Genomic DNA, 20,349 nt, shown 5'->3' with positions numbered 1-20,349 from the left:
AATGAGGGACCCCGCCATGTCCGATATCGCCGACGCCCCGTCCTACCCGGTTGACAAGGTCAACCGCGTGAAGCGGGTCCACGAGCGCGGCCGCTACGACCACGAGACGGTGCACCGCATCCTCGATTCCGCGATGCTCTGCCACGTCTCCTACGTCATCGACGGGCAGCCCTACTGCACGCCGACGCTGTTCTGGCGGGAGGGCACGCGGCTCTACTGGCACGGGTCGAGCGCCAGCCGGATGCTGCGCAACCTGTCCGACGGCGAGCCCGCCTGCCTCACCGTGACGCATCTCGACAGCCTCGTGATGGCGCGCTGCGGCTTCAACCATTCCGTCGACTACCGCGCGGTCATGTGCTTCGGGCAGGCCCGGCTGGTCACGGACCCCGAGGAGAAGGTCCGCGCCCTGACGATGATGGTCGACCGCTTCTTCCCCAACCGCACCGCGGGCCTGCGCGAGAGCACGACGCAGGAGATCAAGGCGACCGCGGTGGTGTGGATGGAGATCGAGCGGGCCTCGGCGAAGATCCGCGCCAAGGGCGTGGGCGACAACGAGGAGGACTACGCCCTGCCGATCTACGCCGAGCGGCTGCCGGTGCGCACGGTGCTGGGGGAGCCGGAGCCGTGCCCGCGGCTGGCCGCCGGCGTGGAGCGCGGTGCGGATCTCGGTGCCTACCGGCCGGGGCGGGTGCTGGAGGACGCGCTGCGGGAGGCCTACGCCGAGGCCTATCGCTGACCGGGCGCGGCGGCGCGGACGAATCTGCGCGCCGGTTGCGCGGCATCAAGGACATCTGGCGCCGTAGCGGTTCCCACTCTCATCGACCGGAGCCGCCAGGCATCGGGCGTGGCCGGCTTCCGCGATGTGGGGGAACCGCCAGGATGTCTCGTGAACGGACCGCTGCGACCGGCTTGGCCGTGGCGCTCGCCCTTGGCCTCGCGCTGCCCGCCGCCGCGCAGCCAGCGCCGGACACGCTGGCCGCCGTGCGGGAGAGGGGCGTTGTCACCTGCGGCGTCACCCCGTCGACGCTCGGCTTCGCGCAGCCGGACGCGAACGGCGTCTGGCGCGGCATCGATGTTGACTATTGCCGCGCCGTGGCTGCGGCCGTGCTCGGCGATGCGAACAAGGTTCGCTTCGTCACGCCGACCACGGCGACGCGCTTTACCGTCCTGCAATCGGGCGAGATCGACATCCTGCTGCGGACCACGACCTGGACGATGAGCCGGGAGGCGACGCTCGGGGCCGCCTTCGTCGGCGTCAGCATGTATGACGGCCAGGGCTTCATGGTGAAGCGATCGTCGAACATCTCGACGCTGCGCCAGCTGGATGGCAGCACCATCTGCCTGCTGCCCGGCACCACGACAGAGACCATCACCGCCGAGTATTTCCGCGGCCACGGAATGCGCTTCACGCCGCTCAGCGTGCCGACCATCGAGGCGCTGCGGGAAGCCTTCCTCGCCGATCGCTGCAACGTCTACACGCTCGATCTCTCGGCGCTCGCCGCCTTCCGCGCGAGCCGCGGCGCCGAGGCGGATCAGTTCGTGCTGCTCCCGGACGTGATTTCCAAGGAACCGCTTGGCCCGGCGGTGCGCCAGGGCGACTGGCGCTGGTTCAACATCGTGCGCTGGACGCATTACGCGATGCTGACGGCCGAGGAGCTCGGCGTGACGAGCGGCAACGTCGATGCCGCGGCGGCGAGCACGAACCCGGATGTCCAGCGACTGCTGGGCCGCACCGGCGAGCTTGGCCAGGGGATTGGCCTCGACAACGCTTGGGCCGCGCGGATCGTCGCCCAGGTCGGCAACTACGGCGAGGTGTGGGAGCGCAACATCACGCCGATCGGCATCGCGCGCGGCGTCAACGCGCTCTGGACCCAGGGCGGGCTGCACTACGCGCCGCCGATGCGCTGAGGGCGGGAGGGGCGCCCGGACGATCCGGGCGCCCCAGAGGTGGTCAGCCGGCCTTGGCTTCGCGCCGGCGCCGCGTCAGCACGAACTCGGTGTAGCCGTTGGGCTGCTTCGCGCCCTCGAACACCAGGTCGCAGGCCGCCTTGAAGGCCGGGCCGTCGAAGCCGACCGCCATGGGCCGGTAGGCCGGATCGCCGGCATTCTGCTGGTCCACCACCGCGGCCATGCGCTTCATCGTCTTCATCACCTGGTCCGAGGTGACGATGCCGTGCCGCAGCCAGTTGGCGATGTGCTGGCTGCTGATGCGCAGCGTCGCGCGGTCCTCCATCAGGCCGACATCGTTGATGTCCGGCACCTTGGAACAGCCCACGCCCTGGTCCACCCAGCGCACGACATAGCCCAGGATGCCCTGCGCGTTGTTGTCGAGCTCGGCCTGCACGTCCGAGGGCGACCAGTTGGTGTTCTCGGCGAGCGGCACCGTCAGGATGCTCTCGAGCGTCGCGCGGCGGCCGCCCTTCTGCAGCTCGTCCTGCCGCGCCGCGACGTCGACCAGGTGGTAGTGCAGCGCATGCAGCGTCGCCGCGGTTGGGGAGGGCACCCAGGCGGTGTTCGCCCCCGCCTTCGGATGGCCGACCTTCTGTTCCAGCATCGCGGCCATCATGTCGGGCATCGCCCACATGCCCTTGCCGATCTGCGCGCGCCCGCGCAGGCCGCACATCAGGCCGGTGTCGACGTTCCAGTCCTCATAGGCGCCGATCCAGGCCGCCTTGCGCATGTCGTTCTTGCGCACGACCGCGCCCGCTTCCATCGAGGTATGGATCTCGTCGCCCGTGCGGTCGAGGAAGCCGGTGTTGATGAACACCACGCGGTCCTTCGCCGCGGCGATGCAGGCCTTGAGGTTGACGGTCGTCCGCCGCTCCTCGTCCATGATGCCCATCTTGAGCGTGGCGCGCTTGAGGCCGAGCGCATCCTCCACGCGCGCGAACAGCGTGTCGGCCCAGGCCACTTCCTCCGGCCCGTGCATCTTCGGCTTCACGATGTAGACGCTGCCCGCGCGCGAATTCATCCGCTTGCCGCGGATGTCGTGCAGCGCGATCGCGACGGTGCAGAGCGCGTCGAGGATCGTCTCCGGCACCTCGGCGCCGTCCAGCGTGACGGCATCGGTCATCATGTGGTGGCCGACATTGCGCACCAGCATCACCGAGCGGCCATGGAGCGTGACGGCCCCGCCCGAAGGCTTCTGGAAGATGCGGTCCGCGTTCAGCCGGCGCACCATCACCTTGCCGTCCTTCTCGAACTCGGCGGTGAGGTCGCCCTTCATCAGGCCGAGCCAGTTCCGATAGACCTCGACCTTGTCCTCGGCGTCGACGGCCGCGACGGAATCCTCGCAATCCTGGATGGTCGTCAGGGCGGATTCCATCACCACGTCGGCGATGCCCGCCGCGTCGGTCTTCCCGATCGGGTGGGCGCGGTCGAACTTCACCTCGATGTGCAGGCCGTTGTGCACGAAGAGCAGCGAGGTCGGCGCATGCGGCTCGCCCAGGAAGCCGACGCACTGGCCCGGCCGCGCCAGGCCGATCTTGGAACCGTCCTTCAGCGAGACCTCGAGCGCCGCGGCCTCCAGCCGGTAGCCCGTCGCATCGGCGTGGCTGCCCTTGGCCAGGGGCACCGCCTGGTCCAGCACCTCCCGCGCGCGGGCGATCACCTTCGCACCGCGCGCCGGGTCGTAGCCCTTCACCTTCGGACCGTCCTGCGGGATCGCGTCGGTGCCGTAGAGCGCGTCGTACAGCGAGCCCCAGCGCGCATTCGCCGCGTTCAGCGCGTAGCGCGCGTTGGAGACCGGCACCACCAGCTGCGGCCCGGCGAGGCTCGCGATCTCGGCGTCGACATCGGTGGTGCCGACCTTCACCGCCTCGGGCTCGGGCAGGAGGTAGCCGATCTGCTGCAGGAAGGCCGTGTAGGCCGCGAGGTCGACGGGCTTCGCCGGATGGGCGCGATGCCAGGCATCGATCTGCGCCTGAAGGTCGTCGCGCTTCTTCAGCAGCGCGGCATTGGCCGGGGCGAGTTCGCGCAGCACGCGCTCCATCGCCTCCCAGAAGCGGGCCGGCTCGACGCCGGTGCCGGGCAGCGCCTCGCTCTCCATGAACGCCTTGAGCACGGGGGCGACGTGCAGACCCTTCGTTGCGGCCATGGTGCTGATCTCCTGAACGCTCGTGCCCCCTGGGGGCGTGTTTGCGCCGCTACCTAGGGGGAAAGCCGCCGAGGGGCAAACGCGGGTCCGGCGTGGCAATTCCGGGGCCAGCGGGGCTTGCCCTCGGGGCGCCGCGGCGCAAGGCTCCCGCGGCTCAACGAGACAAGGATCGCCGCCATGGCCTGGACACCGCCCCCGCATGTGACCCAGCACTGGCAGGTGACCAAGCCCGGAGCCACTGGGAAGCGCGGCATGGTCGCATCCCAGGCCCGGGACGCCGCCGAGGCGGGGATCGCGATCCTCGAGGAAGGCGGCACCGCGGCGGATGCGGCCGTCGCGACCGCCTTCGCGCTGGCGGTGGTGGAGCCGTGGAATTCGGGCCTCGGCGGCATCGGCTTCACGCAGGTCGCAGGGCCGGACCTCACGCCGCAGACCTTCGATTTCGGCCCGGTGTCGCCCCATGCGCTGGATCCCTCGGCCTATCCGATGACCGGGCGGCAGAAGGCCGACCTCTTCACCTGGCCCGAGGTGTTCGAGGACCGCAACGTTCATGGCCCGATGTCCTTCGCGATTCCCTCCTCGGTCGCGGGCTATGCCGAACTGCATGCCCAGCACGGCCGGCTGCCGCTGTCGGTGGTGATGGCGCCGGCCATCGCGCTGGCGAAGCGGGGCCTCGCTCAGGACTGGTTCACCACGCTGAAGGTCGCCAACAGCGCGTCCGTCCTGCGCCTGTATGACGAAAGCGCGCGCATCTACCTGCCGGGCGGGCTGCCGCCGGTGCCGCCCTACCAGGGCAGCCCCGGCTTCTTCCGCCAGGGCAAGCTGGCCGAGACGCTGGAGCGCCTGGCCCATGCCGGCCTGCGCGACTTCTACGAAGGCGAGGTGGCGGGCGAGCTCCTCGCGGATTTCCGCGACATGGGATCGCCGATCAACGCGACCGACCTGATGGGCTGCAAGGCGATCGTGAAGCCGGCGCTCGAGGCCGAATGGCGCGGCAAGCGGCTGTTCCTGGCCAATGGCCTGACCGCGGCCCCGACGCTGCTCGCCGTGCTCGACGGGATGCGGGGGGCGGATTTCTCGGGCAAGGCGCCCTCGGCGGCCTGGTATGCGCAGCTCGCCCGCGTGATGCGCGCGGCCTATGCGGACCGGCTCGCTGGCCTTGGCGATGCCGAGCCGAAGGCGGCGGAATCCTGCACCACCCACCTGACCGTCTGCGACAAGGACGGGATGATGGTGGCGATGACGACGACGCTGCTGTCCTCGATGGGCAGCCGCGTCGTGCTGCCGCGCTCGGGCGTGCTGATGAACAACGGCATCATGTGGTTCGACCCGCGGCCGGACGCGAAGAACGCCATCGGCCCGGGCAAGCGGCCGCTGACCAACATGTGCCCGGTGATCGGCGCGGAGGGCGATGCGCCCTCGATTGCGCTCGGCGCCTCGGGCGGGCGACGCATCATGGCCTCGGTCTTCCAGATGCTGTCCTACGTCGCCGATTTCGGCATGAGCCCCGAGGCGGCGGCGCATCACCCCCGCCTCGATGTCTCCGGGCCGGACGGGGTGACGGCCGACCGGCGCCTGGGGGCCGAGACCATCGCCGCCCTGGCCCGCGATGCCGAGGTGACCGAGGTGGAGCACGCCGTCATGCCGGTGAACTTCGCCTGCCCGAACCTGATCCGCATCGCGAAGGACGGCACGCGGGAGGGCATCACCGACGCGATGAGCCCCTGGAGCGCCGCTCTCGCGCAATAAACCGCGACCGAATCCTTGCCCTTCCGCCGCCGGGCGCGCCTAATTGCGCCCGGCGGCATGAAGACCGCGAGTGGGGGACATATGTCAGGCAGTGGTCCTGGATCCACTCCGGACGAGACTGGACCCGAGGCGGACCGGCAGGCGCCGACCTCGGTCAATGGTGCTTATCCTGACGACCGGCGACGCACGCCGCGCTTCGTCGTCGACCAGCCCTGCACCGTCTTCACCGGTCGCCATGTCTGGGACGGGCATCTGCGCGACGTCTCCGAAGGCGGGGCCATGCTCCGCGGGGTCCCCGGTCTCGTCGCCGAGGACCTCCTCCTGGTGCGGCTGATGCGCCTGCCTGATGTCGCCTTTCGGGCGCGGGTGCGCGGGGTGAGCCTGCTCGGCGCGCATATCGCGATCGAGGAACCGTCCGAGGTCGAGGCCTGGCGGCGGGCGATCGCCGAACTCGCCACCTGACATCCGCGCCCCGGCCCGCGCGGCACGGGGCTTGCGATCCCCCGGTCCTGAGCGCCGGGCCGCCGGGGTCTGCGCCGAAGCAATGCCTGCTTCTTGGTCATCCGGCGGCCACGTCGCCCTGACAGGGAGCAAGTTCATGAACCGTCGTTCACTTCTCGGGCTCGCGGCCGCCGGCGCGCTGGGGCCGCTGGCGGCGCCGCGGGTCGCCTCCGCGCAGTCCGGCGCCTGGCCGACCCGCGGGTCGATCCGCCTGGTCGCCCAGTTTCCCCCGGGCGGGCTGGTCGACACCGTCAGCCGCCTGATGGCGCCGGTGATGTCCCAGGCGCTGGGCCAGACCGTGGTGGTCGAGAACCGTGCCGGCGCCGGCGGGGTGATCGGCACCGACTTCGTCGCGAAGCAGCCGGCGGATGGCTACACGCTGCTCGTCAGCCATGCCTCGGTGCATGTCTTCTCGACGGCGACGATGCCGACGCTGCCTTTCAATCCGGTCGCCGACTTCACCCATATGGGCCTGCTGGTCGAGGCGCCGAACGTGCTGCTGGTGAAGGCGGATTCGCCCTACCGGACCCTGGACCAGTACCTGGTGGCGGCGCGGACGCGGCCGGTGCGCTTCGGGTCGTCGGGCATCGGCTCGGCGCCGCATCTGCTGGGTGCGATGCTGACGGGGGAGGCGAATGCGCCGAACCTGGACCACGTGCCCTATCGCGGCTCGGCGCCTGCCATGCAGGACCTGATGGCGAACCAGATCGAGTCGATGATCGACCCGATCACGACCAACGTGCAGATGATGAAGGATGGGGTGCTGCGCGCGCTGGCGGTTTCCTCCCCGCAGCGGCTGCCGGCCTTCCCGAACGTGCCGACCTTCGCTGAGCTTGGTTATCCGAAGCTGACCTCGGCGCAGTGGCTTGGGCTGTCGGCGCCGAAGAACCTGCCGCAGCCGATCGTGGAGCGGCTGACGGCGCTGATCCCGACGATGGTGCAGCGTCCGGAACTGATGGCGCGGTTCGAGGAATTGCAGACCCTGCCGCGCAACCCGCCGCCGACGGGGGCGGATTTCGTCGCGATCATCAACCAGCAGATCGGCGAATGGACTGCCGTGGCGCGTCAGTACAACATCGTCGTGACGTGAGACGAAGCGCGGGGGAGGTAATCCTCCCCCGTGCCCGGAGACTGACCTCGGAGGTCAGTTCCCAAATGCCAAAGAAGGTTGGGGGGCTCGGGGGGAAGTTCCCTTCCCCCCGACTTCCTTCACAGCCCGCCCTGCTGCGCGCACCAGCGCGCTACTTCCTCATGCGTGCCGAACCACACGCCGGGCTGGGCCTTCATGTAGGCGACGAGCCGGTCGAGCAGCGCGATGCGGCTGCGGTGCCCGGTGACGTGCGGGTGCATGGTCAGCAGGAACAGCCCCCCTTCGGCATAGGCGCCGTCGAACTCGGCGCGGAAGATCTCCTCGACCGCCGAGGGCGGCGTGTAGGGCCGCAGCGCCGAGAAGCGCACCATGTTGAAGTAGACGGCGTCGTCGCGGATCCATTCGGGCGGCAGTTCCACGATGCCGGTCGGCTCGCCCTGGACTTCGAGCTCATAGGGATCGTCATCCGCCATCAGCGAGGAATCGTAGAGCAGGCCGAGCTCGCGGATGATGTCCATGGTGTCGACCGAGAAGTCCCAGGAGGCCGTGCGGATGCCCACGGGGCGCCTGCCGGCGATCTTCTCGAGCGTGTCGGCGGCGCGGAAGGTCAGGTCGCGCTCCACCCCGGGCGGCAATTGCGTGTTGGCCTCGTGGATCCAGGAATGGATGCCGATCTCGTGCCCCTCATCGGCCACCGCGCGCACCTCGGCCGGGTGCAGCAGGGCGGAGACGGCGGGATAGAAGAAGGAGGCGCGTACGCCGTGCCGGTCGAGCAGCGCGCGGATGCGCGGCACGCCCTGCCGGTTGCCGTACTGGCCCTGGCTGATGCGCATCGGGCTTTCGTCGGAATCGCGCAGCGGGATGGTCTCGTGGTCCGCGTCGAAGGACAGCGAGACGGCGCAGCGCGCCCCGCCCGGCCATGCCTTCGGCGCGAGGGAGCGGCCCGCGCGGGCGCGGCCGACGATGTGGCGCCAGCGGGGTTCCGGCCATTCCCAGGGCTTCGCCGTGTCGTCGCTCATTGGTGATCTCCGTGCAACCGCGGATGGCACGGTAATTGCGGCAACGGCGCGGTCAATCCGCCGCGCGTGCCCGGCGCGCGGCGGTCCACAGCCAGCGGAGCCGCAGCATGGACATCGGCGTCTTCATCCCGATCAACAACAACGGATGGATCATCTCCGCCACCTCGCCGCAGTACATGCCGAGCTTCGAGCTCAACAAGGCGGTGGTGCAGAAGGCCGAGGGCTACGGCTTCGACTTCGCCCTCTCGATGATCAAGCTGCACGGCTTCGGCGGGAAGACCGAGTACTGGGACCATGGGCTCGAGAGCTTCACGCTCATGGCGGGCATCGCCGCGGTCACGACGCGGATCAAGCTGTTCGCGTCGGTCGCGGTGCTGACCATCCCGCCGGCGATCGTGGCCCGCATGACGAGCACGATCGATTCCATCGCCCCCGGCCGCTTCGGCGTGAACATCGTCTCGGGCTGGCATGCGAAGGAATACAGCCAGATGGGGCTGTGGCCGGGCGACCAGCATTTCGCCAAGCGCTACGACTACAGCACCGAATACGTGACCATCATGCGCCAACTCTGGGAGACCGGCCTGTCCGACTTCAAGGGCGACTACTTCCAGATGGACGGCTGCGTCCTGTCGCCGCGGCCGAAGGAGCGCGTCAAGGTCGTCGCCGCCGGCCAGTCGGACCGCGGCATGGCCTTCGCGGCCGAGCTCTGCGACTACAATTTCTGCCTCGGCGAGGGCGTGAACGAGCCCACCAAGGCGGCCTCCGTCCCCGCCCGCGTGCTCGAGGCGGGCAGGAAGACCGGCCGCGATATCGGCGCCTACATGCTCTACATGATCATCGCCGAGGAAACCGACGAGGCCGCCTGGGCCAAGTGGAAGCTCTACGTCGAGGGGGCCGACAAGGAAGCGCTCGCCTACCTGCACGGCAAGGCGGCCGAGGACACCACGGCGGCCGATACCTCCATGGCTGCGGCGGTGCTGCGCTCCCCCACGCCGGTCAACTGGAACATGGGCACGCTCGTCGGGTCCTACGCCAATGTCGCGCGGATGATGGACGAGATCGCGACCATGCCCGGCGTGAAGGGGATCATGCTGACCTTCGACGACTTCCTCGAAGGCCTCGACACCTTCGGCAAGCGCATCCAGCCGCTGATGGAATGCCGCAGGGACAGGCTGCCGCTGGCCGCGGAATGACCGCCCCGGCTTGAACGGCGCGGGATCGGGAGACATGGTGGACCCATGTCCGACACCGATCCCGCCCTGATGTCCGCCGAGACGCTCCTCGGCCTCTACGCCCGCCGTGCGCTGTCGCCGGTCGAGGCGCTGAAGGCCGTGATGGAGCGCGTCGCCCGCTACAACCCCTGGGTCAACGCCTTCGCCGCGATGAACCCGCGCGCCTTGCAAGCCGCGGGCGAGAGCGAGGCGCGCTGGGCCGCCGGGCGGCCGATCGGGCCCCTCGACGGCGTGCCGGCGACGGTGAAGGACCTGCTGAACCTGGCGGGCTTCCCGACCCGCCGCGGCAGCCGTACGACGGACACGACGCCGGCGACCGAGGACGCGCCCTCGGTCATGGGGCTGAAGGAAAGCGGCGCCGTCATCCTCGGCAAGACGACGACGACCGAGTTCGGCTGGAAGTCGCCGGGCGACTGCCCGCTGAACGGCATCACGCGCAATCCGTGGAATCCGCAGCGCACGGTGGGCGGGTCGTCCTCCGGCGCCGGGGCGGCGGGCGCGGCCTGCTTCGGGCCGCTGCACATCGGCACCGATGCCGGCGGGTCGATCCGCATCCCGGCGGCCTTCTGCGGGCTGGTCGGCGTGAAGCCCTCCTTCGGGCGCATCCCGCAATGGCCGTTGGGCGCCTTCGGGCATGTCGCGGTGGCCGGGCCGATGACGCGCACGGTGCGCGACGCGGCGCTGATGTTCTCGGCCATGGCGCGATTCGACCTGCGCGATCCCTATTGCCTGCCGGACGAACCGCGCGACTGGCGCCAGGGGATCGAGGATGGCGTCGCGGGCATGCGCGTCGCCGTGGTGCGGCGCATGGGCTTCGAGCCGCCGCTCGACGCGGATGGCGAGGCGGTGCTGGCGGGTGCGGCGCAGATGCTCGCCGAGCAGGGCGCGATCGTCGAGGAAGCCGATCCCGGCTTGCCCGATACCCGTGCGATCTTCGGCCGCGTCTGGGGCGTCGCCCTGTCGCGCGTCGTCGCGACCATCCCGGAGGAGAAGCAAGGGCTGCTCGATGCCGGCATCCTCGAGGTGGCGCGCCGGAACGGGGACATGTCCGCGGTGGACTACCTGGCGGCCGAGGCCATGAGGCTCGAGGCCGCGCACGCCATGGCGCGCTTCCACCAGCGCTACGACCTGGTGCTGACAGCCTGCACGCCGACCGCCGCCTTCGACGCCGACCAGCCGACGGTGCAGCCCGAGTTGTCGCTGTGGCGCGACTGGGCGCCCTGGACCTTCGCCTTCAACCTGACCCGCCAGCCCGCGATCAGCGTGCCGGTGGCGCTGGACGGGGAGGGCATGCCGCGCGCGGTGCAGGTGGTGGCACCTCTCTATCGCGACGACCTGGCCTTCCGCGGCGCGCGGGCATTGGAACGCGCGGCGACGCTGCCGCTCGCCAATCCCGCCGAAACCGCGCCGCAGCGGGGCTGACGCATGTCCGGCGACGGTGACGACTACGTCTATGACGAGGCCAGCGGCGAATGGCGCCCGGCCTCGGAGGTGGCCGCCGCGGCGGCCGAGGCCGCGAAGTCCCGCGTGCGGGATGCGGCCGGCAATGTCCTGGCGGATGGTGATTCGGTCACCCTCATCAAGGACCTGAAGGTGAAGGGGACCAGCACCACCCTGAAGCAGGGCACGGTCATCCGGTCCATTCGCCTGACGGAGAATGACGAGGAGATCGACTGCCGCTACGAAGGCATCAAGGGCTTGGTGCTGCGCACCGAATTCGTGCGCAAGCGCTGATCGGGAGGATTTTCATGCGTCTGGTGACGTTCAGGGACGGGAAGGGCACGCGCCTCGGCGCGCTGGACGAGGCGGGCAAGGTGCTCGACCTCGCGGCCGCGGATGCGGCGTTGCCGCGCGACATGCTGGCGCTGATCGCGGGTGGCGACGCCGCGCTGGCCGCCGCGCGCGCGGCGGAAGGGAAGGCGCCGGTCGCCGAGGGTGCGGTGATCCTCGCTCCCATCCCGCGCCCGGCGAAGAACATCTTCTGCGTCGGCAAGAACTACCACGAGCACGCGAAGGAATTCGCGAACAGCGGCTTCGACGCCACGGCGAAGGAAGTGGTGCCCGAGGCGCCGGTCGTCTTCTCCAAGCCGCCCACCAGCGTGATCGGTCCGCACGACCCGATCCCGTCCTTCCTCGATTCCTCGAACAGCACGGATTACGAGGGCGAGATCGCCGTCGTCATCGGCAAGGGCGGCCGCGGCATCAGCGAGGCCGACGCCTACGCCCACGTCTTCGGCTACACCATCGTCAACGACGTCACCGCGCGCACGCTGCAGCACAAGCATCGCCAGTGGATCCTCGGCAAGGGCATCGACGGCTTCTGCCCGATGGGCCCGGCGATCGTCACCGCCGATGCCGCCGGCACGCCGCCGAAGCTCGCGATCTCGACCTGGGTGAATGGCGAACTGCGCCAGCGCGCGCCGATCGAGGACCTGATCTTCGGCATCCCGACCCTGATCGCGACCATCAGCGCGGCGATCACGCTGGAGCCGGGGGACATCATCGCGACCGGCACGCCGGCCGGCGTGGGCATCGGCTTCTCGCCGCCGAAGTTCCTCAAGCCCGGCGACAAGGTGCGCATCGAGGTGCCGGGCATCGGCGTGCTGGAGAACCCCGTCGCGTGACCTGAGGCGAACGACACCAACCGGGAGGAAACAAGAATGAAGCGTCGCGTCCTGATCGGCTCCGCCGCCGCCGCCTTGGCGGGCGCGGCGCGGGCGCAGGAGGTATTTCCCTCGCGCCCCGTCAGCATGGTCGTCGCCTTCCCGCCGGGCGGGCAGGCGGATGTGGTGGGGCGACCGGTGGCCGCGGCGCTGGAACGGATCTGGCGCGTCGCGGTGCCGATCGTGAATCGCGGCGGGGCGGCGGGGGCGATCGGCAATGCCGCGGTCGCGCGCGCGACGCCCGATGGCTACACGCTGCTGATGGCGCTCTCCTCCATGGCGCTGCTGCCGGAGGCCGCGCGCGTGAACGGGCGTGAGCCGACCTACACGCCGGACATGCTGGCGCCGATCGCGCTGTTCTCGGCCGATCCCACGGTGCTGGTGGTGCCGGCCGCGAGCCCGATCCGGACCATCGAGGAGTTCATCGCCGAGGTGAAGCGGCGGCCCGGCGCAGTCTCCTACTCATCCGCGGGCAACTACTCGGCGCTGCATGTGCCGATGGCGCAGTTCAGCCAGGCGGCAGGGCTCGACATGCTGCACGTGCCCTTCCAGGGCGGCGGACCCGCGCTGACCGCGCTGCTCGCCGGCCAGGTGAACTGCATGGCCTCGGGGCCCGGACCGATCGCACCGCATGTGCGCAGCGGCGCGCTGCGGCCCATCGCGACCTGGGGGCGCACGCGCCTCGCCGGCTTCGAGGAGGTGCCGACGCTGATCGAGAAGGGCTTCCCGGACTGCGAGTTCTACATCTGGGTCGGCCTCTTCGCCCCGGCAGCGACGCCGGTGCCGGTGACCGCGCGCATCCGCGACGCCTCGCGCCAGGTTGCGGCGGATCCCGAGTTCCGCCGCGCCATGGAAGCCAGCGGCAACACGCTCGACTATCGCGATGGCGAGGCCTTCCAGCGCTTCTACGGGGAGGACGCGGCGCGCCTGGTCCGCGTGGTGCGCGCCCTCGGCAAGATCGAGTAGGCTCCCTTTCGACACGAAGGGGGCAGCATGACCGAGATCTGGCAGCTACCGGCGACGGCGCTCGCCGCGCGCTACCGCGAGGGCAGCCTGACGCCCGGTGCGGCGCTGCGGGCGGTTCTCGACCGCATCGCCGCGGCGAACCCGAAGCTGAACGCCTTCGCGACGCTGGACGAGGCGGGCGCGATCGCGGCTGCGAAGGCGGCCGATGCGCGCTTCGCCGCCGGCCGGCCGCTCGGGCCGCTGGATGGCGTACCGGTCTCGATCAAGGACAACATCACCGTCGCCGGGCTGCGCTGTGCCTGGGGCAGCGAGCTCTACCTCGACTACGTCCCCGAGGCCGACGAGACGCCGGTCGCGCGGCTCCGCGCAAGTGGCGCGGTGATCCTCGGCAAGACCAACGTGTCGGAGTTCACGCTCGGGCGCGGAAACTGCGACACCAAGTCCTTCGGCACCACGCGCAATCCCTGGAATACGGCGCTGACGCCGGGCGCTTCGACGGGCGGTGGCGCGGCGTCGGTTGCCTCGGGCTTCGGGCCGGTGACGCTCGGCACCGATGGGGGCGGGTCGATCCGTCGGCCGGCCTCGCATTGCGGGCTGCTGGGGTTGAAGCCGACGGCCGGGCGCGTCGCGCGGCGCAACGGGCTGCCGGTGATTCTCGACGATGCGGAGGTGATCGGGCCGCTGGCGCGCACGGTGGACGACCTCGCGACCGTGCTGTCGGTCATCCAGGGGCCGCTCGACGAGGATCGGCTTTCCGTCGGTGTGCCCGGCCCGCATGAGGAACCGCCGCCGCCCGCGGGGCTGCGCATCCTCTATGTCCCGCGCTTCGGCGATTGGCCGGTGGACGCGCCCGTCGCGGCGTCCTGCGCCGCCGCCGCGCGCAACCTCGCCGCGCTCGGGCATCGCGTCGAGGAAGGGGCGATGCCGGTGGACCTCGCACTGTTCGATCGGCACTGGCCGGTGCTCACGGCCTCGGGTCTCTTCTGGCTGCTGCGCGACCGGGACTGGCGCGGCCGCATCGGCGCGATCTACGAGGAGATGATGGACCAGGCGGCGGGCTTCACCGTCGCCGACTACATCGAGGCGCTGACCGCCTTCCGCGAAGTGCAGGCCCAGTTCGCCGTCGCCTTCCGGTCCTGGGACGTGATCGTCACGCCCTCGGCCGGTGCGCTGCCCTGGGATGCGACGCAGTTCGGCCCACCCCATCACCGCGCCTTCACTGGCATCGTGAATGCCGGCGGCCTACCGGGGCTGAACCTCCCGGTCGATCCGTCGCCGGACGGGTTGCCGATCGGCGTGCAGTTGATCGGGTCCTTTGGCGCCGACTGGAGGCTGATCGCGCTCGCGCGGCAATACGAGGCCGCGCATCCCTGGGCGCATCGCTGGCCGTCGCTCTGAGCCCCTTGCGCGGTGCGGCGGCGGTGCGATCCTCCGCCCCGCAAGGAGTAATGCCCATGAGCACGGAAGCGCAGATCACCGCCTGGCTGGCATCGCAGAAGGACGCGATGCTCGCCGAACTCGCCGAGATGGTGAACACCGATGGCGGGTCCTACGACAAGGACGGCGTCGACCGCACCGGCGCGCAGGTGAAGCGCTTCCTCGCCTCCCACGGCATCCCCACCGAGACGCTGCCGCAGCAGAATCACGGCGACTGCATCCGCGGCATCGTCGAGGGCGGCCATGCCCTCGGCACCGGCAACCAGCGCAGCAACATCGTGCTGATGGGCCATCGCGACACCGTCTTCCCGAAGGGGGAGCCGGAGCGTCGCCCCTTCACGATCAAGGGCGGGCGCGCCTACGGCCCCGGCGTCGCGGACATGAAGGCCGGCATCGTGATGAACATGTTCGTCCTCGCTGCCTTCGCGAAGTTCGGCGGCGCGCCAGGCCCGCTCGTCGGCCTCTTCACCGGTGACGAGGAGATCGGCAGTCCCGAAGGCCGCCCCGTCATCGAGGCCGAGGCGAAGAACGCGCGCGTCGTCTTCAACAGCGAGCCGGGCCGCGCCTCGGGCAATGTCGTGAAGGCGCGCAAGGGCGGCGTGTTCAGCGTCGTCGACATCGAAGGCAAGGCCGCGCATTCGGGCGGCAATTTCGAGGCCGGAATCAGCGCCATCGGGGAGGCGGCGAACAAGATCGTCGCCATCCATGCGCTGACCGACCTCAAGCGCGGCATCACGCTCAATGTCGGGCTGATCCAGGGCGGGCAGTCGGTGAACACCACGGCGCCGAACTGCCAGTTCCAGATCGACCTGCGCTACGTCGAGCCCGCCGACCGCGACGAGATCATGGGCAAGATCCACGACATCGTCGCGCGCGCCTATGTGCCCGGCACCAAGTCCGTGCTTACCATCAAGGGCGAGTTCCTGCCGCTGAACCCGACGCCGGCCTCGGACCGCGTGTTCAAGGTTTACCAGGCGGCCGCGGCCGATACGGGGCTGAAGGTGGAAGGGGAGTTCACCGGGGGCTGCGCCGATTCCGGATTCACCGCCGCACTCGGCGCGCCGACGCTCTGCGCCGTGGGGCCCGTCGGCGGGCTGGCGCACAGCCCGGAGGAATACCTCGAGGTCGAGAGCTTCGTGCCACGGGCGCAGGCCATGGCGCGGGCCATCCTGCGGATCGACCAGGCGGGGCTCTGAGACGAAGAAGCGGGGGAGAAGGGAACTTCTCCCCCGCGCCCCCTCAACCTTCTTTGGTTACTTGGGTCAGCCGCGCCAGGGGCGGACTTGCCAGAGGCGGCGGAGGTTGTCGTCCGCAGGGATTTCCGGGCTGCCGCCTTGTCGGCGTCTTTCCCGCCTGCCCGCACCGCGCCACAGTGCGCCGCGGCAGAGGGAGAGGACGCGTCATGGACGCTGCGCTGCGCGAGCGCTTCGGGGTCGAGGGCCAGTGGGGGCTCTGGCAGGAACACACGGTCCGCTGGGCGGAATGCGATATCTACGCGCATGTGAACCACGCCGCCTACCTGACGCTGTTCGAGGACATGCGCATCGAATGGTGGGTCGGCGCCGGCGGCGCCTTCTCGCCCACCGCGCCGGGGCCGGTCGTCGGCTCGCTCGAGGTGAAGTATCACAAGCCCGGCCATTTCCGGGACAAGGTGCTGCTGACCGTCCGCACCGCCTCCTTCCGCCGCACCTCCTTCGTCCATCAGTACGGGATGTGGCGGGAGGGCGACGGGCTGCTCTGCTCGGCGCGCGCGCTGTGCGTCGTCATCGACAACGCGACCGGCCAAAAGGCGGAGATCGACGACGCGATGCGCCAGCTGATGGCCGAGCGCGACGGCGCGGTGGCGGAGGTCTAGAGCCCCCGCTCCGCCTTCGTCGCCGCGAGGTCGTCCTCGATGAAGGCGCGCACCAGGTCCTCGAGCGATTCCTGCTCGGCGAAGCCGAGGCGCCGGGCGCGCTCGGCCTCGAAGGCCGCGGGCCAGCCGACCACGATGTCGAAGACCTCCTTGTCGAAGACGAAGCCGACCTTCTCGCGCGCCGCCCGGCCGGCGACGGCTTCCAGCGCGCCGAGCATCTTGGCCACCGTCGCGCTGCGCCCCGGCGGGTTGATGGCGCGGTCGACGCCCATGGAGGAGGTGTCCATGGTCGCCGCGTGCAGGAACCACTCCATCGCGCTGCGCGGGGAGCAGATCCAGACGGCGAATTCCGGCGGCACCGGGCAGTCCGTGGACAGGCCGAGCAGCGGTTCCCGCAGGATGGCCGAGACGAAGGAGGACGCCGCCTTGTTCGGCCGTCCCGGACGGACCATCACCGTCGGCAACCGGATGCTGACGGCGTCGAGGAAGCCCTTGCGCGTCGCGTCCTGCAGCAGCAATTCGCCGATCGCCTTCTGCGCGCCGTAGGAATTGGTCGGCACCTGGCGGCCATCATCCGGCACCACCGCATCCTGCCCGCCGCCGAAGGAGGCGACGGAGGAGGTGAAGATCACCCGCGGCTTCGTCCCGAGCGCCCGGCAGGCCTGCAGCACCGCGAGCGTGCCGTGCAGGTTCACCTTCATGCCGAGGTCGTAATCCGCCTCGGCCGCCGCGCTGACCACGGCGGCGAGGTGGAAGACCACCTCTGTGCCCGCGGGGATCGCCGCCGCGACCGCCGCCGGATCCGCGACATCGCCGCCGAGGCACTGCACGGGGAAGGGGGCGGAGGGCGCGGACGGCGCGGCCAGGTCGAACAGCGTCAGCCCGGTGATCGCCTTGCCCCCGAGACGGCCGTCGCGGGCCAGGCGCGCCGCCAGCTTCTTGCCGAGGAAACCGCCGCCGCCGAGAATCGTGATGCGCATCGTCGCTCCTGTCCTCCCCGGGGCCGGGCCCCGTCGCCTTCGCCTACACCGGACCGCGCCTGGGGCCTAGCCTCTGGCCTGGCACCTTTGCCTGCCGTCCGCTTCCCGTGCCACATGGCCCGCGACCGGAGGGCCGACCATGATCCCGACCACCCCATTCCGCTTCCTCGTGAACCGGCGCCACGGCACGCCGGGCGTGGTGGTGCTGCCGGATTCCGGCTTCCGCCGCGCGAAGGCGGAGATCGCCTCCTGGCCCGGCTACGCCCCGACCCCGCTGGTCGAGCTGCCCGACGCCGCCGCGGCCGCGCGCGTCGCGCGCGTGGCCTACAAGGATGAAGGCGGCCGTTTCGGCCTCGGCTCCTTCAAGGCCCTGGGCGGCGCCTATGCCGTCATGCGCCTGCTGCAGGCGGAGCTCGCCCGGCGCGGCGTCGCGAATGCGGCGACCGCGGCCGAGCTGATGGACGGCACCCACAAGGATGCGACGCGCGCCATCACCGTCTGCTGCGCGACGGACGGCAACCATGGCCGCTCGGTCGCCTGGGGCGCCCAGCGCTTCGGGGCGGGCTGCGTCATCTTCGTCCATGAGCATGTCAGCCAGGGCCGCCGCGACGCGATCGCGAAATGGGGTGCGGAGATCCGCGTCGTCCCCGGCAATTACGACGACGCGGTGCGGGAAGCCCAGAAGCAGGCTGACGCCAATGGCTGGTTCGTCGTCTCCGACACCTCCTATCCCGGCTACACCGAGGTGCCGCGCGACGTCATGCAGGGCTATCGCGTCATGGCCGACGAGGCCGCCGACCAGTTCGGCGGGGCGCCGACCCATGTCTTCATCCAGGGCGGCGTCGGCGGCGTCGCCGCCGCGGTGTCTTCGCAGATGCGGTCGCGCTTCGGCACCGCGGTGAAGGTCATCGTCGCCGAGCCCGACAAGGCGGCGTGCCTGCTCGCCAGCGCCGAGGCCGGCCAGCCGACCACGGTCGAGGGCGACCTCGACACGCTGATGGCGGGCCTCGCCTGCGGGGAGCCCTCGCTCCTCGCCTGGCAGGAGCTCGAGCGCGGGGCCTTCGCCTTCGCGGCGGTGACGGATGGCAGCGCAGTGGACTGCATGAAGGTGCTCGCCGCGCGCCAGCCGGCCGTGGTGGCCGGGGAAAGCGCCGTCGCGGGCCTCGCCGCCCTGCTTCTGGCGGCGCGGGAGCCCTTCGCACGCACCGCCCTCGGCCTCGAGGAGACGAGCCGCGTCCTGCTGTTCGGGACCGAGGGCGCGACCGACCCGGAGGTCTATGCGCGCCTGGTCGGACACACCCCTTCATCGAAGTGACATGGTTCTGTAATCTCGCGGCAAAGGCGCACGGATAAGCCGCCGCGTCGCCACAACGGGAGAGGACGACCCTATGCACCGCCGTACACTGCTGACCGGGGCGATGTCCCTGGGCGTCGCCGCGCCCGCCATCGGCCAGACGCAGCCGATCGAGATCCAGTTCTGGCACGGCCTCGCGCAGCCGCTGGGCGGCATGCTCGAGAAGCGCGCGACCGACTTCAACGCCACGCAGACCAAGTACAGGGTGGTGCCGACCTTCCGCGGTTCCTACCCCGAGACGATGGTCGCGGCGATCGCGGCCTTCCGCGCCAACAACGCCCCCCATGTCGTGCAGATGTTCGAGGTCGGCACCGGCACCATGATGGGCGCCGGGCGCGCCGTGAAGCCGGTGCACGAGCTGCTGGCCGAGACCGGCGTGCAGATCGATTTCAACGACTACCTGCCCGGCGTGCGCGGCTACTACAGCCTGTCGGACGGGCGGATGATGTCGATGCCGTTCAATAGCTCGACCACCATCGTCTGGTACAACAAGGACGCCTTCCGCCGCGCCGGCGTCGACCCCGACAAGTTCCCCGAGACCTGGCAGGGCGTCGCCGAGATCCTGCCCAAGCTGAAGGCCGGCGGCGGCACCGCGGTGCCGATGAGCACCGCCTGGCTGACCTGGGCGCAGATCGAGAACTTCTCGGCCATCCACGACATCCCGCTGGCCACATTGGCGAACGGGTTCGGCGGCCTCGGCACCGAGCTGCGGATCAACAACCCGCTGGTGCAGCGCCACATGCAGGCGCTGGTCGACTGGCAGAAGGACGGCAGCTTCCGCTACGGCGGCCGCAACAACGCCGGCGAGCCTGCCTTCCCGAACGGGGAGGCGGCGATCATGTTCACCTCCTCCGGCTTCCGCGCCCGCGTGCAGCGCGAAGCGCGCTTCGACTGGGGCGTGGCCATGCTGCCCTACTACCAGGGCACGCCGAATGCGCCGATCAACTCCATCATCGGCGGCGCCAGCCTGTGGGTGATGAACAAGGGTCCGGCGGCGGGCGGCGGCCGTTCGCGCGACGAGTTCCAGGGCGTGGCGGAGTTCTTCAAGTACCTCAGCAACCCCGAGGTCGACGCGCAGTGGCACATGGACACCGGCTATGTCCCGGTGCGCCGCGCCTCCTACGCCATCGCGCGCGAGAAGGGCTTCTACCGCGACAACCCCGGCGCCGACGTGCCGATCGAGCAGCTGCTGCGCGGCGGCGGCACGCTGACGGACAACAGCCGCGGCATCCGCCTGGGCGGCTTCGTCGAGATCCGCACCATCATGGAGGAGGAGTTCGAGCGCGCCTTCCAGGGCCAACAGAACGCCCAGCAGGCGCTCGCGAACGCCACCACGCGCGGCAACCAGGTGCTGCGCAATTTCGAACGCGCGAACCGCGGGTGATGGCGCGCGCGACGTCGCGGAGG

Annotated in this window: 18 protein-coding genes; 15 read left to right on the top strand and 3 right to left on the bottom strand. The window is 70.5% G+C overall.

The window, feature by feature from the left end; all coding sequences use genetic code 11:
• The first annotated feature begins 16 nt into the window (after positions 1-16).
• Both GWK15_RS04525 and GWK15_RS04520 read left to right on the top strand, forming a co-directional pair.
• Positions 17-736, top strand: a complete 720-nt coding sequence (locus tag GWK15_RS04525) for a pyridoxamine 5'-phosphate oxidase family protein (RefSeq protein ID WP_168039469.1) — start codon at positions 17-19, stop codon at positions 734-736.
• Positions 737-879: 143 nt separating this feature from the next.
• Positions 880-1,908 (top strand): amino acid ABC transporter substrate-binding protein, encoded by a 1,029-nt coding sequence (locus tag GWK15_RS04520; RefSeq protein WP_168039467.1) that lies wholly within the window; start codon positions 880-882, stop codon positions 1,906-1,908.
• 43 nt (positions 1,909-1,951) lie between these two features.
• On the opposite strand, the gene GWK15_RS04515 is transcribed toward GWK15_RS04520, so the two are convergent.
• Positions 1,952-4,096, bottom strand: coding sequence for a malate synthase G (locus GWK15_RS04515; protein ID WP_168039465.1), 2,145 nt, complete (start codon positions 4,094-4,096; stop codon positions 1,952-1,954).
• A gap of 177 nt (positions 4,097-4,273) precedes the next feature.
• On the opposite strand from GWK15_RS04515, the gene GWK15_RS04510 reads away from it, so the two are divergent.
• The 3 genes from GWK15_RS04510 to GWK15_RS04500 all read left to right on the top strand — a co-directional run bounded on the left by GWK15_RS04510 (position 4,274) and on the right by GWK15_RS04500 (position 7,436).
• Complete coding sequence (locus GWK15_RS04510; protein WP_168039463.1) at positions 4,274-5,845, top strand: gamma-glutamyltransferase; 1,572 nt, start codon at positions 4,274-4,276, stop codon at positions 5,843-5,845.
• An 81-nt stretch (positions 5,846-5,926) separates the two neighbouring features.
• On the top strand, positions 5,927-6,307 hold the full coding sequence (locus GWK15_RS04505) for a PilZ domain-containing protein (RefSeq protein WP_168039461.1): 381 nt from the start codon (positions 5,927-5,929) through the stop codon (positions 6,305-6,307).
• Positions 6,308-6,443: 136 nt separating this feature from the next.
• Positions 6,444-7,436, top strand: a complete 993-nt coding sequence (locus GWK15_RS04500) for a Bug family tripartite tricarboxylate transporter substrate binding protein (protein WP_168039459.1) — start codon at positions 6,444-6,446, stop codon at positions 7,434-7,436.
• A 119-nt stretch (positions 7,437-7,555) separates the two neighbouring features.
• Here the strand turns inward: GWK15_RS04500 and GWK15_RS04495 are convergent, their stop codons facing one another.
• Entirely contained in the window at positions 7,556-8,455 is a 900-nt protein-coding gene (locus tag GWK15_RS04495) for a polysaccharide deacetylase family protein (protein WP_168039457.1), read from the bottom strand.
• 107 nt (positions 8,456-8,562) lie between these two features.
• Between GWK15_RS04495 and rutA the strand changes: the two genes are divergently transcribed.
• The 8 genes from rutA to GWK15_RS04455 all read left to right on the top strand — a co-directional run bounded on the left by rutA (position 8,563) and on the right by GWK15_RS04455 (position 16,608).
• Positions 8,563-9,648 (top strand): pyrimidine utilization protein A, encoded by a 1,086-nt coding sequence (gene rutA / locus GWK15_RS04490; protein WP_168039455.1) that lies wholly within the window; start codon positions 8,563-8,565, stop codon positions 9,646-9,648.
• 45 nt (positions 9,649-9,693) lie between these two features.
• On the top strand, positions 9,694-11,109 hold the full coding sequence (locus GWK15_RS04485) for an amidase (protein WP_168039453.1): 1,416 nt from the start codon (positions 9,694-9,696) through the stop codon (positions 11,107-11,109).
• A 3-nt stretch (positions 11,110-11,112) separates the two neighbouring features.
• Positions 11,113-11,421: a zinc ribbon domain-containing protein YjdM gene (locus GWK15_RS04480; protein WP_168039451.1), complete on the top strand. Its 309-nt coding sequence runs from the start codon at positions 11,113-11,115 to the stop codon at positions 11,419-11,421.
• A gap of 14 nt (positions 11,422-11,435) precedes the next feature.
• Positions 11,436-12,311: a fumarylacetoacetate hydrolase family protein gene (locus GWK15_RS04475; protein WP_168039449.1), complete on the top strand. Its 876-nt coding sequence runs from the start codon at positions 11,436-11,438 to the stop codon at positions 12,309-12,311.
• Between the two features lie 36 nt (positions 12,312-12,347).
• Positions 12,348-13,316, top strand: a complete 969-nt coding sequence (locus GWK15_RS04470; protein ID WP_168039447.1) for a tripartite tricarboxylate transporter substrate binding protein — start codon at positions 12,348-12,350, stop codon at positions 13,314-13,316.
• A 27-nt stretch (positions 13,317-13,343) separates the two neighbouring features.
• Positions 13,344-14,714 (top strand): amidase, encoded by a 1,371-nt coding sequence (locus tag GWK15_RS04465; protein WP_168039445.1) that lies wholly within the window; start codon positions 13,344-13,346, stop codon positions 14,712-14,714.
• 56 nt (positions 14,715-14,770) lie between these two features.
• Positions 14,771-15,949 carry a M20 family metallopeptidase gene (locus tag GWK15_RS04460; RefSeq protein WP_168039443.1) on the top strand — a complete coding sequence of 393 codons (1,179 nt, stop codon included), beginning with the start codon at positions 14,771-14,773 and terminating at the stop codon, positions 15,947-15,949.
• Positions 15,950-16,155: 206 nt separating this feature from the next.
• Positions 16,156-16,608, top strand: coding sequence for an acyl-CoA thioesterase (locus GWK15_RS04455; RefSeq protein WP_168039441.1), 453 nt, complete (start codon positions 16,156-16,158; stop codon positions 16,606-16,608).
• Here GWK15_RS04455 and denD read toward each other — a convergent pair.
• Entirely contained in the window at positions 16,605-17,588 is a 984-nt protein-coding gene (gene denD, locus GWK15_RS04450) for a D-erythronate dehydrogenase (protein ID WP_168039439.1), read from the bottom strand. The two genes, GWK15_RS04455 and denD, sit on opposite strands and share 4 nt — an antisense overlap.
• Positions 17,589-17,727: 139 nt before the next feature.
• On the opposite strand from denD, the gene GWK15_RS04445 reads away from it, so the two are divergent.
• Both GWK15_RS04445 and ugpB read left to right on the top strand, forming a co-directional pair.
• Positions 17,728-18,903: a diaminopropionate ammonia-lyase gene (locus GWK15_RS04445; RefSeq protein ID WP_168039437.1), complete on the top strand. Its 1,176-nt coding sequence runs from the start codon at positions 17,728-17,730 to the stop codon at positions 18,901-18,903.
• A gap of 73 nt (positions 18,904-18,976) precedes the next feature.
• Positions 18,977-20,326: a sn-glycerol-3-phosphate ABC transporter substrate-binding protein UgpB gene (ugpB, locus tag GWK15_RS04440; protein WP_168039435.1), complete on the top strand. Its 1,350-nt coding sequence runs from the start codon at positions 18,977-18,979 to the stop codon at positions 20,324-20,326.
• Positions 20,327-20,349: the final 23 nt, after the last annotated feature.

Origin of the sequence: Neoroseomonas oryzicola (assembly GCF_012163135.1) — a bacterium.
Classification (GTDB): Bacteria; Pseudomonadota; Alphaproteobacteria; order Acetobacterales; family Acetobacteraceae; genus Neoroseomonas; species Neoroseomonas oryzicola.
This window is presented reverse-complemented; position numbering and strand designations above follow the sequence as displayed.

Excerpts from the sequence above, each read along its gene's own strand:
- rutA (WP_168039455.1), top strand. The coding sequence starts at position 8,563 with ATGGACATCGGCGTCTTCATCCCGATCAACAACAACGGATGGATCATC.
- ugpB (WP_168039435.1), top strand. The coding sequence starts at position 18,977 with ATGCACCGCCGTACACTGCTGACCGGGGCGATGTCCCTGGGCGTCGCC.
- GWK15_RS04515 (WP_168039465.1), bottom strand. The coding sequence starts at position 4,096 with ATGGCCGCAACGAAGGGTCTGCACGTCGCCCCCGTGCTCAAGGCGTTC.
- GWK15_RS04470 (WP_168039447.1), top strand. The coding sequence starts at position 12,348 with ATGAAGCGTCGCGTCCTGATCGGCTCCGCCGCCGCCGCCTTGGCGGGC.
- denD (WP_168039439.1), bottom strand. The coding sequence starts at position 17,588 with ATGCGCATCACGATTCTCGGCGGCGGCGGTTTCCTCGGCAAGAAGCTG.
- GWK15_RS04500 (WP_168039459.1), top strand. The coding sequence starts at position 6,444 with ATGAACCGTCGTTCACTTCTCGGGCTCGCGGCCGCCGGCGCGCTGGGG.
- GWK15_RS04480 (WP_168039451.1), top strand. The coding sequence starts at position 11,113 with ATGTCCGGCGACGGTGACGACTACGTCTATGACGAGGCCAGCGGCGAA.
- GWK15_RS04475 (WP_168039449.1), top strand. The coding sequence starts at position 11,436 with ATGCGTCTGGTGACGTTCAGGGACGGGAAGGGCACGCGCCTCGGCGCG.
- GWK15_RS04445 (WP_168039437.1), top strand. The coding sequence starts at position 17,728 with ATGATCCCGACCACCCCATTCCGCTTCCTCGTGAACCGGCGCCACGGC.
- GWK15_RS04485 (WP_168039453.1), top strand. The coding sequence starts at position 9,694 with ATGTCCGACACCGATCCCGCCCTGATGTCCGCCGAGACGCTCCTCGGC.
- GWK15_RS04460 (WP_168039443.1), top strand. The coding sequence starts at position 14,771 with ATGAGCACGGAAGCGCAGATCACCGCCTGGCTGGCATCGCAGAAGGAC.
- GWK15_RS04505 (WP_168039461.1), top strand. The coding sequence starts at position 5,927 with ATGTCAGGCAGTGGTCCTGGATCCACTCCGGACGAGACTGGACCCGAG.
- GWK15_RS04495 (WP_168039457.1), bottom strand. The coding sequence starts at position 8,455 with ATGAGCGACGACACGGCGAAGCCCTGGGAATGGCCGGAACCCCGCTGG.
- GWK15_RS04525 (WP_168039469.1), top strand. The coding sequence starts at position 17 with ATGTCCGATATCGCCGACGCCCCGTCCTACCCGGTTGACAAGGTCAAC.
- GWK15_RS04455 (WP_168039441.1), top strand. The coding sequence starts at position 16,156 with ATGGACGCTGCGCTGCGCGAGCGCTTCGGGGTCGAGGGCCAGTGGGGG.
- GWK15_RS04520 (WP_168039467.1), top strand. The coding sequence starts at position 880 with ATGTCTCGTGAACGGACCGCTGCGACCGGCTTGGCCGTGGCGCTCGCC.
- GWK15_RS04465 (WP_168039445.1), top strand. The coding sequence starts at position 13,344 with ATGACCGAGATCTGGCAGCTACCGGCGACGGCGCTCGCCGCGCGCTAC.
- GWK15_RS04510 (WP_168039463.1), top strand. The coding sequence starts at position 4,274 with ATGGCCTGGACACCGCCCCCGCATGTGACCCAGCACTGGCAGGTGACC.